At 54.9% G+C, this 14,048-nt stretch carries 15 protein-coding genes; 7 read left to right on the top strand and 8 right to left on the bottom strand.

Going from position 1 to position 14,048, the window contains the following annotated elements; genetic code table 11:
- Positions 1–80: 80 nt before the first annotated feature.
- The 4 genes from AC6I8R_RS24625 to AC6I8R_RS24610 form a co-directional block, all read right to left on the bottom strand.
- Positions 81–923 carry a PRD domain-containing protein gene (locus tag AC6I8R_RS24625; protein ID WP_021185552.1) on the bottom strand — a complete coding sequence of 281 codons (843 nt, stop codon included), beginning with the start codon at positions 921–923 and terminating at the stop codon, positions 81–83.
- Between the two features lie 3 nt (positions 924–926).
- The gene (locus tag AC6I8R_RS24620; RefSeq protein WP_497833138.1) at positions 927–2,351 is read right to left on the bottom strand and encodes a glycoside hydrolase family 1 protein; all 1,425 of its coding nucleotides are present in this window, start codon (positions 2,349–2,351) and stop codon (positions 927–929) included.
- Positions 2,348–4,216 (bottom strand): beta-glucoside-specific PTS transporter subunit IIABC, encoded by a 1,869-nt coding sequence (locus AC6I8R_RS24615; protein ID WP_497833165.1) that lies wholly within the window; start codon positions 4,214–4,216, stop codon positions 2,348–2,350. Before AC6I8R_RS24615 ends, AC6I8R_RS24620 begins: the two co-directional genes overlap by 4 nt.
- 299 nt (positions 4,217–4,515) lie before the next feature.
- Positions 4,516–4,686: a hypothetical protein gene (locus AC6I8R_RS24610; RefSeq protein ID WP_415175807.1), complete on the bottom strand. Its 171-nt coding sequence runs from the start codon at positions 4,684–4,686 to the stop codon at positions 4,516–4,518.
- On the opposite strand from AC6I8R_RS24610, the gene AC6I8R_RS24605 reads away from it, so the two are divergent.
- Positions 4,672–4,860: a hypothetical protein gene (locus tag AC6I8R_RS24605; protein WP_415175808.1), complete on the top strand. Its 189-nt coding sequence runs from the start codon at positions 4,672–4,674 to the stop codon at positions 4,858–4,860. The two genes, AC6I8R_RS24610 and AC6I8R_RS24605, sit on opposite strands and share 15 nt — an antisense overlap.
- Here the strand turns inward: AC6I8R_RS24605 and AC6I8R_RS24600 are convergent.
- Positions 4,843–5,784 (bottom strand): LacI family DNA-binding transcriptional regulator, encoded by a 942-nt coding sequence (locus tag AC6I8R_RS24600; protein WP_021185548.1) that lies wholly within the window; start codon positions 5,782–5,784, stop codon positions 4,843–4,845. The genes AC6I8R_RS24605 and AC6I8R_RS24600 overlap by 18 nt on opposite strands.
- Positions 5,785–6,120: 336 nt before the next feature.
- On the opposite strand from AC6I8R_RS24600, the gene AC6I8R_RS24595 reads away from it, so the two are divergent.
- Genes AC6I8R_RS24595 through AC6I8R_RS24580 form a run of 4 tightly spaced genes read left to right on the top strand, consistent with a single transcriptional unit; the run spans position 6,121 to position 9,469 of the window.
- Positions 6,121–6,438 (top strand): PTS sugar transporter subunit IIB, encoded by a 318-nt coding sequence (locus AC6I8R_RS24595; RefSeq protein WP_021185547.1) that lies wholly within the window; start codon positions 6,121–6,123, stop codon positions 6,436–6,438.
- 10 nt (positions 6,439–6,448) lie between these two features.
- Positions 6,449–7,795, top strand: coding sequence for a PTS sugar transporter subunit IIC (locus AC6I8R_RS24590; RefSeq protein WP_021185546.1), 1,347 nt, complete (start codon positions 6,449–6,451; stop codon positions 7,793–7,795).
- Positions 7,776–9,167 (top strand): glycoside hydrolase family 1 protein, encoded by a 1,392-nt coding sequence (locus AC6I8R_RS24585; RefSeq protein WP_021185545.1) that lies wholly within the window; start codon positions 7,776–7,778, stop codon positions 9,165–9,167. Before AC6I8R_RS24590 ends, AC6I8R_RS24585 begins: the two co-directional genes overlap by 20 nt.
- Complete coding sequence (locus AC6I8R_RS24580) at positions 9,167–9,469, top strand: PTS lactose/cellobiose transporter subunit IIA (RefSeq protein WP_036627274.1); 303 nt, start codon at positions 9,167–9,169, stop codon at positions 9,467–9,469. The genes AC6I8R_RS24585 and AC6I8R_RS24580 overlap by 1 nt, the downstream gene beginning before the upstream one ends.
- On the opposite strand, the gene AC6I8R_RS24575 is transcribed toward AC6I8R_RS24580, so the two are convergent.
- The gene (locus AC6I8R_RS24575) at positions 9,466–10,287 is read right to left on the bottom strand and encodes a shikimate 5-dehydrogenase (protein ID WP_497833137.1); all 822 of its coding nucleotides are present in this window, start codon (positions 10,285–10,287) and stop codon (positions 9,466–9,468) included. The two genes, AC6I8R_RS24580 and AC6I8R_RS24575, sit on opposite strands and share 4 nt — an antisense overlap.
- A 96-nt stretch (positions 10,288–10,383) precedes the next feature.
- Here AC6I8R_RS24575 and sgrR point away from each other — a divergent pair, with 96 nt between their 5' ends.
- The gene (gene sgrR / locus AC6I8R_RS24570; RefSeq protein ID WP_497833136.1) at positions 10,384–12,084 is read left to right on the top strand and encodes an HTH-type transcriptional regulator SgrR; all 1,701 of its coding nucleotides are present in this window, start codon (positions 10,384–10,386) and stop codon (positions 12,082–12,084) included.
- A 15-nt stretch (positions 12,085–12,099) separates the two neighbouring features.
- Here sgrR and AC6I8R_RS24565 read toward each other — a convergent pair whose 3' ends face one another.
- Entirely contained in the window at positions 12,100–12,366 is a 267-nt protein-coding gene (locus AC6I8R_RS24565) for a DksA/TraR family C4-type zinc finger protein (RefSeq protein ID WP_036627261.1), read from the bottom strand.
- Between the two features lie 93 nt (positions 12,367–12,459).
- On the opposite strand from AC6I8R_RS24565, the gene AC6I8R_RS24560 reads away from it, so the two are divergent.
- Positions 12,460–12,795: a hypothetical protein gene (locus AC6I8R_RS24560; protein WP_497833135.1), complete on the top strand. Its 336-nt coding sequence runs from the start codon at positions 12,460–12,462 to the stop codon at positions 12,793–12,795.
- A 15-nt stretch (positions 12,796–12,810) separates the two neighbouring features.
- Here the strand turns inward: AC6I8R_RS24560 and AC6I8R_RS24555 are convergent, their stop codons facing one another.
- On the bottom strand, positions 12,811–13,974 hold the full coding sequence (locus AC6I8R_RS24555) for an AAA family ATPase (protein ID WP_497833134.1): 1,164 nt from the start codon (positions 13,972–13,974) through the stop codon (positions 12,811–12,813).
- Between the last annotated feature and the right edge of the window lie 74 nt (positions 13,975–14,048).

Here is a 14,048-nt window from a genome sequence, read left to right as displayed (position 1 = left end):
TTTATATAAGCCATTAAATCGGTTAATGAATCATAGGGGAATCAAAATACTTTTCTGTGTAATGCTCCAGCCTTCCTCAATTAATCCGTCGGTGCCTCTGCAATCCGCACCAGATGGACGATCAGCCACAGCAGCTCATCATCGGTCATCTCAACCTCCAGCATTTTCTTCACATAATCATTAATCACCAGCGCACAGCGGTGCATACGCGGGTGCTGGCGGATGATTTGTGGCAGCAACGCATTGCCCTGGCTGTGGTTGAGCTGCCCGGCGAACATCCGCTGGATAAAGAACTGCATATGGATCAAAAAGCGTGAGTAATTCAGCGAAGAGGTGTCGATAGTGATCCAGGCGTGGTACTGAATGATATTGAAGATATCTTTCAGCATGCGCATCGCCAGCAATGTCTGGCTGGTGTCGCTGTGCTCCGACTGACCATTTACCAGATGAAAAGCGATGTTGCCCGCCTCTTCGGGGGGCAATTCAAGCTGGAACTGACTGTTGAGTCGCGCGACCACCTGCTGTGCAAGGTTAAATTCTGCTGGCCAGAAACGCTGTACTTCAAACAACACGCGGTTTTGCAGCATGATCCCTTTGCGACTGCGCTCCACTGCGAACATCAGGTGGTCGGTCAGGGTAAAAAAGATTTGCGGACGCAGCGGATGGCTCAGTTCCTGCTGCGCCATCTGCATCACCAGCGCGGTCATCTGGAAAATCTCTTCCGGCATGGCGGCGAAGGCGTTCAGATACTCCGCGCCGGGCAGATTTTCCTGCACCATAAACAACTTTTCGACCTTCTCGCGCGGGATCAGGTCACCAACATGGCTGTTAAAACCAATGCCTTTACCCATCACGATGGCTTCTTTACCTTCGCCATCCTCGATCAGCACCAGGCTGTTGTTCAGGACTTTAATGACCTTCATCTGCTAACGGGTGTCCTGTAATTGGTGTCCGTTACTGGCGATCACCTGCTGGTACCAGTAAAAACTGCGTTTGGGTATGCGCCGTAGATCGTTCAGCGTCTGCTCGTGGCGATTAACATAAATGAAACCATAGCGTTTCGCATAGCCCTGATGGGTGCTAACCACATCAATCGCTGACCACGGGAAATAACCGATGACCTCAACGCCGTCGGCCAGCGCCAGTTGAATTTGCTCAATATGCTGACGCAGAAAATCGATGCGGTAGCCATCATCGACTGTGCCGTCGGCCGCCAGGGTGTCAGGCGCCCCGATGCCGTTTTCGGTGATCATCACCGGCAGGCCATAGCGTTCGCAGACTTTGCGCAGCGTTAAACGCAATCCAACCGGATCAATCACCCAGCCATACGGGGTTTTGGCGGTATAAGGATTCTCCTCTGGCCGGTACACGCCGGGTTCTCCTAACATAATCTGCTGATCGCCGGCGCGCGGCGCGACATCGGAGGCATCACCGCGGCTGGCGGCGATGGTGGCGGTGGAGTAGTAATTGATGGCGACAAAATCCGGGCGTGCCGCCGCCAGTTGCGCCGCATCCTGCGGCAACATCTGTGGCGCAAGGTCACGATCCTGCAAATAACGCAGGGCCAGGGCGTTATAGCGGCCATGTACCGCAACATCGAGAAAGCTCCAGCAACGCAGCGTTTCCCAGTTGTGCGCGGCGATGGCGTCCTCCGGGCGACAGGTGGCGGCATACATCGAGGTGGTGTTGATCGCCGGACCGATTTTCGCCTCGGGCAGTCGTTGATGACAACGCTGCATCACCTGTGCCTGCGCCACCAACATATGATGGCTTTGCTGATAGAGTGATTTTTTATCCGGTAACTCGCGCCCCGGCGGTGTGCCAATGGCACCGGGATGCAGAATCATGGTGTTCTGCTCATTAATCGTCAGCCAGAAACGTACCTTGTTGCCTAACGCAAGGAACAGCACATCGGCATAGCGCACAAAGGCGTCGATGGTGTGACGATTCAGCCAGCCGCCTTTCTGCTCGAGCGCCCAGGGCAGGTCGAAATGGTACAGCGTGACGATCGGTTCAATGCCGTGCGCGCACAGGGTATCCACCAGGCGACGATAAAAATTCAGGCCCGCCTGATTAACGTTACCATCGCCGTCGGGGATCACCCGCGACCAGGCAATGGAGAAGCGGTAGGCTTTCAGGCCAAGCTGGGCAAACAACGCCACATCGCTTTCCATACGTTGATAATGGTCGCTGGCGACGGTGAAATCCGCTTTGCCCGCCGGATGGGTCAGCATATCCACCACCGACGGGCCTTTGCCGTCACTGTCCCAACTGCCTTCCACCTGATAAGCCGAGGTAGAGGCACCCCACAGAAAACCGTCAGGAAACGCGGCTTGTGTCTGATAGATCATGCGGCTTGCTCCCTGAGACTGAGTTCCATAATCGGCTGGCCGAAATCGACCGGTGCGGCAGGGGCCGTGGTGACGGCATATTCATCGCTGTTAATGATCACCACCGGTGTGATCAGGTCATAACCGGCGGCTGCAATTGCTGCCAGATCGAAACGCACCAGCTCATCCCCCGCCTGAACTTCATCGCCCACCTGTAAGGACGAACTGAAATGCTGACCGCCCAGCGCCACGGTATCCAGACCGATATGCACCAACACTTCCATACCATCGTGGCTCATCAGGCCCACGGCATGGCAGGAGGGCAGGAAGGTCATCACTTTGCCGCTCACCGGGGCGCGCAACACACCTTCCTCGGGACGGATCGCCACGCCCTGGCCCAGCAGACCGTGGGAGAACACATCATCTTTGACTTCAGCTAATGGCACCATCTCGCCGCGCAACGGACTGATGATGGTACCGGGCTTCAGGTTTACCGGTGCCGGTGTGGCTTTGAGGGGCTGAGTGTCGCCATCAGGGATATCGTCAAAACCCAGTATCCAGGTGAGGGCGAAGGTGACCACGATCGCAATCACACAGGTGATCAAGGCATGAACGATGTTCATCGGGTTAGCCCCAATAAAGGCAGGCAGGGCGGCCAGTCCGGGTGAGACGAACGCATAACGGACCAGGCCACTTAACCCGGCATAGATACCGGCACAGCCGCCACCAATCATCGCCGCGATCAGCGGTCGTTTTAACTTAAGGGTCACGCCATACAGCGAAGGTTCGGTAATGCCCAGCAACGCGGTGAAGCCAGCGGAAGACGCGAGCTGACGCAGGTTTTTGTTGCGGGTTTTCAGCGCCACGCAAAGGGTCGCTGCGCCTTGCGCGATGTTAGAAGCCAACATGCCGGGGCCGTTAATCATTTCAAAACCGTTCTTGCTCAGTTGACCGGTGGCGATTGGCGTCATTGCCCAAGCGGTGCCGGTGATCACCAGGAACGGTTGCAAGCCACCCATCAGCATCGGGATCAGCCAACTGGCATGACGGTCAATAATCACCGCGCCGGAGGCAACGACATCATTCAGCCAGATGCCCAGCGGGCCGACCACCACCAGCGCCAGCGGTGCGGTGACCAGCAGGATAATCATCGGTTTGACGAAAAACTTGATGATTGACGGTGAGACACGTTCAGCAAAACGTTCGATGTACGACATCAACCAGACGGTAAGGATGATGGGCAGTACCGAACCGGCATAATCCGCCAGCTGGAACGGCAAACCGAGGAAATCCACCGGCTTGCCGCTGGCGAGCATTTTACCCAGATCCGGATGCAGCAGCGCGCCGGCAATGGTCATCGCCAGAATCGCGTTACATTCGAATTTCAATGCCGCGCCATAGGCAAGCAGCACCGGCAGGAAGAAAAACGCTGCGTCGGAGATGATATTCAGCAACTGCCACGTTGGGCTGCTCTCGTTCATCACGCCGGTGAGTTTGCAGATCGCCAGCAGCGCTTTAATCATCCCGGCCCCGGTAATCGCCGGGATCACCGGGGTGAAGGTGGTGGAGATCACGCTGATGATTTGAGAAACGATACCGCCACGCTCTTGTTTGGCCTGGGGCGTGGTCGTAGGTTTGTTGCCGCTGGTGGCTTTTTCCAGTACGCGGAATACCCGTTGTACATCGTTACCCACCACAATCTGGAACTGTCCACCGCGTTCCACCACGCTGATCACGCCGGGTAATTTTTCAATCTGCTCGCTGTTGACCGCAGCACGATCGTTAAACTCCATCCGCAGTCGGGTGGCGCAGTGCGTCAGGGTACGGATGTTTTCGCCTCCGTTGACCAGACGCAGGATTTCATCAGCTAACTCGTTATGACTCATCATTTTCCCTTTTCGTTAAGGCAAAAAAAAAGACCAAAACAAAAATGCACTCCAGAAAAGACTGGAGCTGGCATTTTTATTTTGGTCTTGCCTGCCGAAGCAGTAGCACGCCGCAATAAAACGTATGTGGATGTTGCGGCGGGAGTATTCAGCACGCTCTGCAACATTGGCAATTACTAATAATAAAAATTGTGAAGCTGCGCAATTATTTCTCAGCGCATCAGACAGGAGATTACCGAGAAATCATCTTCATCTATATGAAAATATGATAATTCAGATGGGGTAGCGCACGTCTGCGGCTAAAAACGCTCACCGCAAACGGTGTGGGTAATAGGAAAATCGTTCGGATTCAGGTGCCAGTGCCAGCGCTCCTTCGGCAACACATTTTCCACCGTCTGATACAGTTCACCGCTGGTGATGCCGCATTTGAGACGCTCCAGCCAGCTGACCACCGTGTGATAGTAGCCCACCGTCAGGGAAAACCGGTCGCCCAGCGCGATCAGTTTGTCGCGGGGATAGAGAGTGGCCAGGCTGAAACGGTCACCGGTGGCGGCGATCCCGGTGCGACTCGTGGTGCCGATACCACAGCTTGCCAGCAGCTTATCCGTCTCCTCACTCCGGTGGTGTCAGCGCGGAATGATTAAGTTTCCGCGTAACGTACAGGAACCCAACATATCTTGCGTCTTTCTCGTCAGCCAACCAACAATTCTGGCTGCCATCGCATCCAGTGAATACTCAATGGCTGGAATGGTGGGAATGCCCGGTAAATGGACTGAACCGGCCAAGCTGAACACCATAATGTCGCCCGGCACCGATTTATTAAAGGCCTGTAGCTGGGCAATAACCTGTTGTGCTTCCTGGTCGTTGGCCGTCAACAACGCATTAAAATTCAGGGTACTGGCATTGTTGAGCAGCACCTGAAGCGCGACCGATGCAGAGGGCGCATCCATAAACACCAGATTACGATTATAGGGCAGGAGGTTATTTTCCAGCGCGAGCTTATAACCACTCAGTACCTGCTCGCCTGCGTTACCGGCCTCGGGATAGATCAAAGCAATCTGGCGCTTACCCTGGCTGATCAGATAGTTACAGGCGGTCTCAGCGGCAAAACCGTGGTCAAACTGGATGCTGTTGGGCCAGTCAGTTTCGGCACAATCGACCAGAATCACATTGTCATCCTGGATATCGAGCGGGAAGCGCGCGCCAATGATTAGCACGTCATCGCACAAGCCACAGCTCAGTTCATCGAGCGCATGTAACACATCGGCTTTGTTGTTGGCGAAGCGTAACAGGAGATGTTTCTGGTGCTGGCTGAGTTGTTTTTCCAGCGCATACAGGTAGCCGGTAGTTTGGTTGATGTTTTCCTGGGCGCAGATGACGCCAATACAACCGGTAGACTGACTGAAGAGTGACTGAGCAATAACGTTAGGTCGATACTTGAGTTCGTCAACCGCTTTGAGCACTGCCTGACGGCTGGCTTCCTTCACTCCGCGCGAACCACTCAACACCCGAGAAACCGTGGCTTTTGACACCCCGGCTAAGCGCGATACATCGTTGATCGTAGACATCTTTCTCTCCGGAAACCCTGAGCAAACTTTAGCCAGCAGAAGTATAACGACTTCCCTTATTGTTGGAAACCGGTTTTCCATTTTCGCGCAAAATCACCATCCCTGTAGCGGCGCGATTTATCGCGCGGTTTTTTAACTATGCCAAAAAGATGCGCGATAAATCGCGCCGCTACGGGTTGAAATAATGATGTTTTGTGATGCGAATCTAATAAAAAAAGCGCCGATTTATCAGAAATTGATGCGGGTCACACTTCGTTCAACCTTTCATGGAAACCGGTTTCCGTATGATATCCAATCGTAACCACATTGAGGCATAGCTTTGAAGGATGGATGACGATGATCAGGATTATGTTGTGTTGTTCGGCGGGGATGTCCACCAGCATGCTGGTACGCAAAATGAAAGAGGTGGCGCAGGAACGCGGTCTGGCCGTTGAAATTGATGCGTATGGCGTGACCGAATTTGACGAGCAGTTTGCGCGTTATCAGGTGGTGCTGCTGGGACCTCAGGTGAAATACATGCTGAAAACGCTGGCCGACAAAGCGGCAAGCGCCGGGATCCCGGTCCAGCCGATCGAGATGATGGACTACGGTATGCAGCGCGGCGACAAAGTGCTGGATTTCGCGCTTTCGCTTATTGAGGCGGCTCACGAATAAAGGTGATGGTATGAGTTCGTTATATCAGTCGATGATTGGCGTTATCGAAAAAGCGATCACGCCGCTGGCCGGACGTCTCGGGCAACAGAAATACATCATAGCGATCCGCGACGGCTTTACTGCCGCGCTGCCGTTTATGATTATCGGTTCTTTCATGCTGGTATTTATCTTCCCGCCATTCTCGGCCACCACCACCAACGGCTTTGCCCGTGCCTGGCTGGATTTTTCCGCGACTTACCGTGAGCAACTGATGTTGCCGTTTTACCTCAGCATGGGGGTCATGACCTTTTTTATCTCGGTGGGGATTGGCGCAAGCCTCGGGCGGCAGTTCTCGCTCGATCCGGTAATGTCGGGGTTACTGGCCTTTATGGCGTTTCTGCTGGTGGCCGCACCTTACTCCAACGGTACTATCTCCACAGCCTATTTATCCGGGCAGGGGATATTTACCGCGTTGATCACCGCGATTTATTCGACGCGGGTTTACGCCTGGCTGAAGCACAACAACATCACCATCCGCTTACCCAAAGAAGTCCCAACCGGTGTGGCACGTTCTTTTGAAATCCTGATCCCGGTGGTGGTGATCATTGGCACGCTGCACCCGCTCAATCTGTTTATCCAGGCGCAGACCGGGATGATTATTCCCGAAGCGATTATGCATCTGCTTGAGCCACTGGTGTCGGCGTCTGACTCGCTGCCAGCGATCTTGTTGTCGGTGCTGCTTTGTCAGTTGTTCTGGTTTGCCGGTATTCACGGGGCGTTGATCGTCACCGGGATTATGAACCCATTCTGGATGGCTAACCTCTCCGCTAATCAGGCGGCACTGGCGGCGGGCACCGCGTTGCCGCACATCTACCTTCAGGGATTCTGGGATCATTACCTGTTGATCGGGGGTGTGGGCTCCACCTTACCGCTGGCTTTCCTGCTGTTGCGCAGCCGCACCACCCATCTGCGCACCATTGGCAAAATGGGTATCGTGCCGAGCTTCTTCAACATCAATGAACCGATAATGTTCGGCGCGCCGATCATTATGAATCCGATGATGTTTATCCCCTTTGTCTGCGTACCGATGGTTAACGCCATCCTCGCCTGGACCGCCACCAGGATGGGCTGGCTGGCCCAGGTGGTGTCGCTCACGCCCTGGACCACACCGGCACCAATTGGTGCATCCTGGGCTGCCAACTGGGCGATCAGTCCGGTGGTGATGTGCCTGATTTGCATGGTGATGTCAGCCCTGATGTACCTGCCTTTCCTGCGTGCGTATGAACGTTCCCTGATGAAATCTGAAGAACAAAAAGCCCAGGAACAGGCGGCGACAACTCAATCCGGAGAGAAACGTAATGAAGTATCAGTTTCCTGAGAATTTTTGGTGGGGCAGTGCCAGTTCGGCCCTGCAAACAGAAGGTGCCAGCGATAGCGGCGGAAAAAGCGCCACCACCTGGGACCACTGGTTTGCACAGCAACCGTGGCGTTTTCATCAGCAGGTCGGGCCACAGCACACCTCGACCTTTTACCAGCGCTGGCAGCAGGATATTGCCTTACTTAAGCAACTTAATCACAACAGTTTTCGTACCTCCATCAGCTGGTCGCGGCTGATACCGGATGGCACGGGTGAGGTAAATGCGGAAGCGGTGGCGTTTTACAACCGCGTGATTGATGAGTTACTGGCGCAGGGCATCACGCCGTTCCTGACGTTGTTTCATTTCGATATGCCGCTGGCGATGCAGGAGAAAGGCGGTTGGGAGAGCCGTGACGTGGTGACAGCGTTTGGTCGCTACGCGCAGGTCTGTTTTGACCTGTTCGGCGATCGGGTGCTGCACTGGTTCACCTTTAACGAGCCGATCGTGCCGGTGGAAGGTGGCTATCTTTATGATTTCCACTATCCCAATGTGGTCGATTTTCGCCGGGCCGCCACGGTGGCGTATCACACCGTACTGGCCCACGCTGCGGCGGTGAGTGCGTATCGCGCCGGGGACTATCGCGGCGAGATCGGTGTGATTCTTAACCTGACACCGTCGTACCCCCGTTCTCAACACCCTGCCGACCTTACCGCCGCGCATCATGCGGATCTGCTGTTTAATCGCAGCTTTCTCGATCCGGTGCTGCTGGGGGAGTATCCACCAGATCTGGTGGCGTTGCTGAAGCAGTACGATCAATTACCGGCGTGCCTGCCGGGGGACAGCGCCCTGATCGCGGCAGGAAAAATCGACCTGTTGGGTATCAATTACTATCAACCACGGCGGGTTAAATGCCGCGAAAATGCGGTCAACCCAGCGGCACCCTTTATGCCGGAGTGGTTCTTTGACCATTATGAAATGCCGGGACGCACCATGAACCCGTATCGTGGCTGGGAAATCTACCCGCCGGGCATCTATGACATTCTCACCAATCTGCGAGTGAATTACGGCAACCCACGCTGTTTTATTTCCGAGAACGGCATGGGGGTGGAAAACGAGCAGCGTTTTGCGCAAGACGGGCAGATTAACGACCAATACCGTATCGATTTTATCTCCGATCACCTGAAGTGGCTGCACAAAGGCATTGCCGAGGGCAGCCACTGCCTTGGCTACCACATGTGGACCTTTATTGATAACTGGTCCTGGTGTAACGGCTACAAAAACCGCTACGGTTTTGTACAGCTCGATCTCGCCAGCCAGACGCGCAGCGTGAAAAAAAGCGGTGAATGGTTTGCTGCCACGGCGGCAAATAACGGCTTTGACGGAGAGCAATGATGATCGATTTAGAAGAGGCGGTGATGGAGATTATCGTTAACGCAGGTCAGGCACGCAGCCTGTGCTTTGAGGCGTTGCAGGCTGCCAGGGCGGGAGATATTGCCCTGGCGCAACAGCTGTTGCAGCAATCCGATACCTTCACCCGCCAGGCACATAAAATGCAAACCCGCCTGATTGAACAGGATGCAGGAGAAGGTCGCCAGCCCATGACCTTGATTATGGTCCATGCGCAGGACCATTTAATGACATCGTTGCTGGCGCGAGAGTTATCGGCGGAGATCGTCCATCTGTATCAGCGTTAAACCTGCCTTGCCCAGGCGGCGGCCTGACGGAAGTGTTCATCGGAAGGACGGACACCGGTGTACAGGCTGAATTGCTCAACCGCCTGAATGGCAAAAACCTCCGCACCGCTGATCACCTTTTTGTTCTGCTCACGGGCAGAACGGATCAGCGGTGTGTGTTCCGGCAGCGCTACAACATCAAACACCACCTGAGCGGCCGCAATCGCCGTGGATGAGAACGCCAGCGTCTCCGCCTCCGGACCGCCCGCCATTCCCAGTGGCGTGGCATTGATCAACACGTCAGCCGTCACTCCTTCCATCGTATGGTGGTGCTGATAGCCGTGCGCCGCCGCCAGGGCTTTGCCGCTCTCGTCATCTCTGGCGATGATGTAGCCGTGGTGAAATCCGTGATTTTTTAACGCACAGGCGACGGCGCTGGCCATGCCGCCGCTGCCTTGCAGGGCAAAGGTCAGTTGCGGCGCAACGTCGTATTTCTGTAGCAATTTTTCGATGGCGATATAGTCGGTGTTGTAGCCGGTCAGATAGCCGTCGTTATTGACGATGGTATTCACGGAGTGAATCACGGCGGCGGAGGGGGCCAGCTCGTCAATCAGCGGAATGCACGTCTGCTTAAACGGCATTGATACCCCACATCCCCGAATCCCCAACGCTCTGATACCCGCGATGGCCGCCGCCAGGTCCTGAGTGGTGAACGCTTTATACAAATAATCGAGTTCCAGCGCCTCGTAGAGGTAATTGTGGAAGCGGGTACCGAAGTTGGTTGGTCGCGCCGCCAGTGACATACATATGCGGGTGTCTTTGTTGATCATTCTGCTCATGGGGGTTCCCGTCGGTTAGATTGCCTGAGGAAAAATAGTGCGTTAAAAAGAGGAAATGAAAAATTGATGTCTTTTGCGCTATAGAGTTCATCTTTTATGAGTAGCCAACGTCTTGAGCAGCATTATCAAAAGTTGTTAACCCTGTTTCCGCAGCGCGAGGCACTGACCACGCTGCAAACCCTCGCTGATGCGCTGTTTTGCAGCAAACGACATATGCGCACCCTGATTATCCAGATGCAATCTGCCGGGTGGCTGGCCTGGCATGCCCGCCCCGGTCGCGGGCATCTGGCAAAACTGGAGCTACGCTATTCACAACAGCAACTGATGCTGGCAAAGGCTGAACGCCTGCTGGATCTGAACGATATGCGTGGCGTCCTGACATTATTGGGTGATGAGAAACACCATCTGGCCTCCCTGCTGCGCGGTCGCCTGGGCCACAGCGTGCAGGATGAACGCCAGTCGCTGCGTGTGCCTTATTATCGACCTCTGCAAAATCTCTATCCCGGAACGGCGTTGCGGCGTACGGAAATTCACCTGATCCGGCAGATATTTAGCGGGCTGACACGTATTGATGAGCACTCCGGGCAGGTTGAGCAGGATATCGCGCACCGTTGGCGCAGGCTTGATGCGCTGCACTGGCGATTCTACCTGCGTCCCGGAGTGCTGTTTCACGATGGCACGTCATTAACCAGCCACGATGTGGTGGCTTCTCTGACCCGCAGCGCGCAATCTCCACTTTTTTCTCATCTTAAAAGCGTGCTGGCGCAGGGTGAGCTGAGCGTCATGATTGAACTGAGCCACCCGGATGAGTTGTTGCCACAATTGTTGGCGGATGCCGCCGCATTGATTCTGCCCGCCGACCATCAACAGCGGCCTGATTTTGCCTCGCACCCTGTCGGTTCCGGGCCTTATCAGGTCGCGGAAAATAACGAATGGCACCTGCGCCTGACCGCGTTTGATCGCTACTTTGGCTTTCGCAGCCTGTTGGACGAAATTGATATCATTACCTGCCTGGAACCTGTCCCTTCCGACCGACCTTCGGCGTTGCTGAGTTCCGGGATGAGCGATATCGAGTACGTCGCCGCGCTGGGTGCGCACTTTACCGCGTCAGCAGAAGAGCCGGTACTGGAGCGCGGCGGCTACTTTTTGCTGTGCGACAGCCGTTCGCCCTTGTGGCATAACCCTGCACACCGACGCTGGATTCGGGCGCAATTGGCCCCGCAAGCTATCAGGCAACAGATGCCGGAAGCGGTCCGGGCGCTGTGGCTACCCGCAGAGAGCTTGCTTTCCGACTGGTCGCATCAGATTGCGCAAGGGAGGATGCACACTCCGGGCCTTCAGCGCCTGCGCCTGGCGTACCACCATCAACACTGGGAATTTCCCGTGTTAATTCGGGCATGTCAGCAGATTCTGGCAGCCAGTGGTGTTGACGTTGAGGCGATTGAAATGCCCTATGAAGCCTGGGCGGCAGGCGCCGGTGATGCGGATTTATGGTTAGGCACGGTGAATTTTACCTTGCCGGAGGCCTGGAATGTCGGTGCCTGGCTGACCGGTATGCCATTATTAAAAACCTCCATTTCTGGTGGCGATGAGCATTTATTTTCCCACTGGCAGCAGCAGTGGCGTGCGGGTGTACTCCCTGCCAGGCAACTGACGGAGATCATTATCAGGGAAGGGTGGTTGCAGCCATTGTTTCACCACTGGATGCGTTTGCAGGGGCCAGAGCAGGCACAGGGGATGCATTTTAATAATCTGGGCTGGTTCGACTTTACTTCAACCTGGATAGAGCCGGAATAACGCTGCCCTGAGAGGCTATCTCAGTTGGCTGTCTTTACTGCCGCGGCGGTTGTACCCGCTGTGGCTGGCCTCATGTTTGTCTCGCTCGCTCTGGCATTTGATACAGTAGCGAACCCCAGGTAATGCCAGCCGTCGAGCCTCGGGAATCGGCTCACCACATTCGTCGCAATAGTGGGCGCTTTCACCCTGGCCCAGATGGCTCCGTGCCCGGGCAACGGCATCATCAACAGTGGCGTCAATCTGATCCTGAACGGCGCCATCACCAGACCAGCCGCTAGCCATATTCTCTCTCCTCAGTCTGAGTTAACCTTATAAGGTTAGAGTGAATCACCACTATTTGAGAAATCGAACGTTGCTCTTTTTAAGGTGATGCTGATGATCAAACCCAAAATCAGTAACAGGCTGGATGAAGATATTTGTGTGCATATCTTTATGGCGTCGGCGGCGATGGTCGGCGTTTGTATTACGGTTATCGGTATTTTTCAGGTTGTGACCACCCTGAGACGTGAAGATACGCTTGGCGATGATCTGCTCGCCATCAATGCCATTCTTTATCTGGCAACCACCATCATGTCTTACTGGGCGCTACGCACGCGCAACCAGCGGCGCAATCACCGGCTGGAAAAAATGGTCGATATTCTTTTCCTCATCGCGCTGACCTTCACCACGGTAGTGGCTGGGGTGATCACCTGGGCAATGACGTTTACCTGACGTGACGGTGTGACATCACTCATCAGGCCAATGCCAGGCGGGTACGTCGAGAATATCCTGTCCTTTAATCTGCGTCTGCCCCAGCTCCTTTTCCAGCTCAATCAGGTGACATTCTGGGTCTTGCATCAGCGCATTAACCAGACGGCTGGCGTGAGAGATTACCCAAATTTGCGTATGTTGCGAGGCCTGAAGAATTAAGCGCGCCAGCGCAGGTAGCAGGTCTGGATGCAGGCTGGTTTCAGGTTCGTTCAGCACCATCAATTCGGGTGGGCGTGGCGTCAGCAAGGCGGCTACCCAAAGAATAAACCGCAGCGTGCCGTCAGAGAGTTCGGCGGCCGAAAGAGGACGTAGCAGACCATGTTGGTAGAAAGCGATCGCACCTCGTCCCTCGCCTGGCTGTATGACCTCCAGCCGACTGCCAGGAAAAGCATCGTTAATTGCATGGGCAAGCGCCTGGCGATCGCCGGTTTCAATAATGGTTTGAATTGCTGATGCCAGGTCTCTGCCGTCATGGTGCAGAACCGGGGTGCGCGTTAACAGTTGCCCCTGGCGTGCAGGGGCGTCTTTATCGGTACGAAAATGATCGTAGAAACGCCAGTTGCGTATCATTTCACGTACCTGGAAAACCTCTGGCGCAGTGGTGGGATCGGCCAGTTGGTCGAACATGCTGCCGTAGACCGGTACTTTCTGTGCGGCGACCTGCCATTGTCTGTCTGCGCGGACTTTAAGCAGATTGCCTTTTCGCTCGACTAATGAGGAAGCCGGGCGGTAGTACGGACCATTAAAAATAACCTCTCGCTTGATCTCCGGGTCATGAGCAAAGGCTGATGAACTCGGGGTCGGCAAGCCCAGGGTAATGGCATAACCATAATGGTCACTGGCAAAGCCCAGCTTAAGGCGCACCACATGATGGCGTGGCCCACCTTCGATTGGCACATCGCCACGTTTCATACTGCGCGACAGAGTTTCCGGACCTGCCCAGTAGGTTGAGGTCAGCCCGCCTTCTTCTGCCAGCGCATTGATCACCCCCTCTTTGGCTGTCTCGGCCAGCAGGCGCAGCGCCTTGTAGAGGTTTGATTTACCGCTGCCATTCTCGCCGGTAATCACATTCAAGCGTTCCAGCGGCAAGGTCAGATCGCGGATGGATCGATAATTGGCGATTGAAAAGCAGGTTAACATAGGCTGGTCCCTCCCTTGATTGCCTCAGTAAACAACGTCCACTGCCGATTCACAACCTTAACGGCTAACAACAG

This window comes from Pantoea sp. X-Soil-OKNW-713 (genome assembly GCF_059730685.1).
The sequence above is the reverse complement of the archived record's forward strand: the minus strand, read 5'-3'. Positions and strand labels throughout refer to the sequence as shown.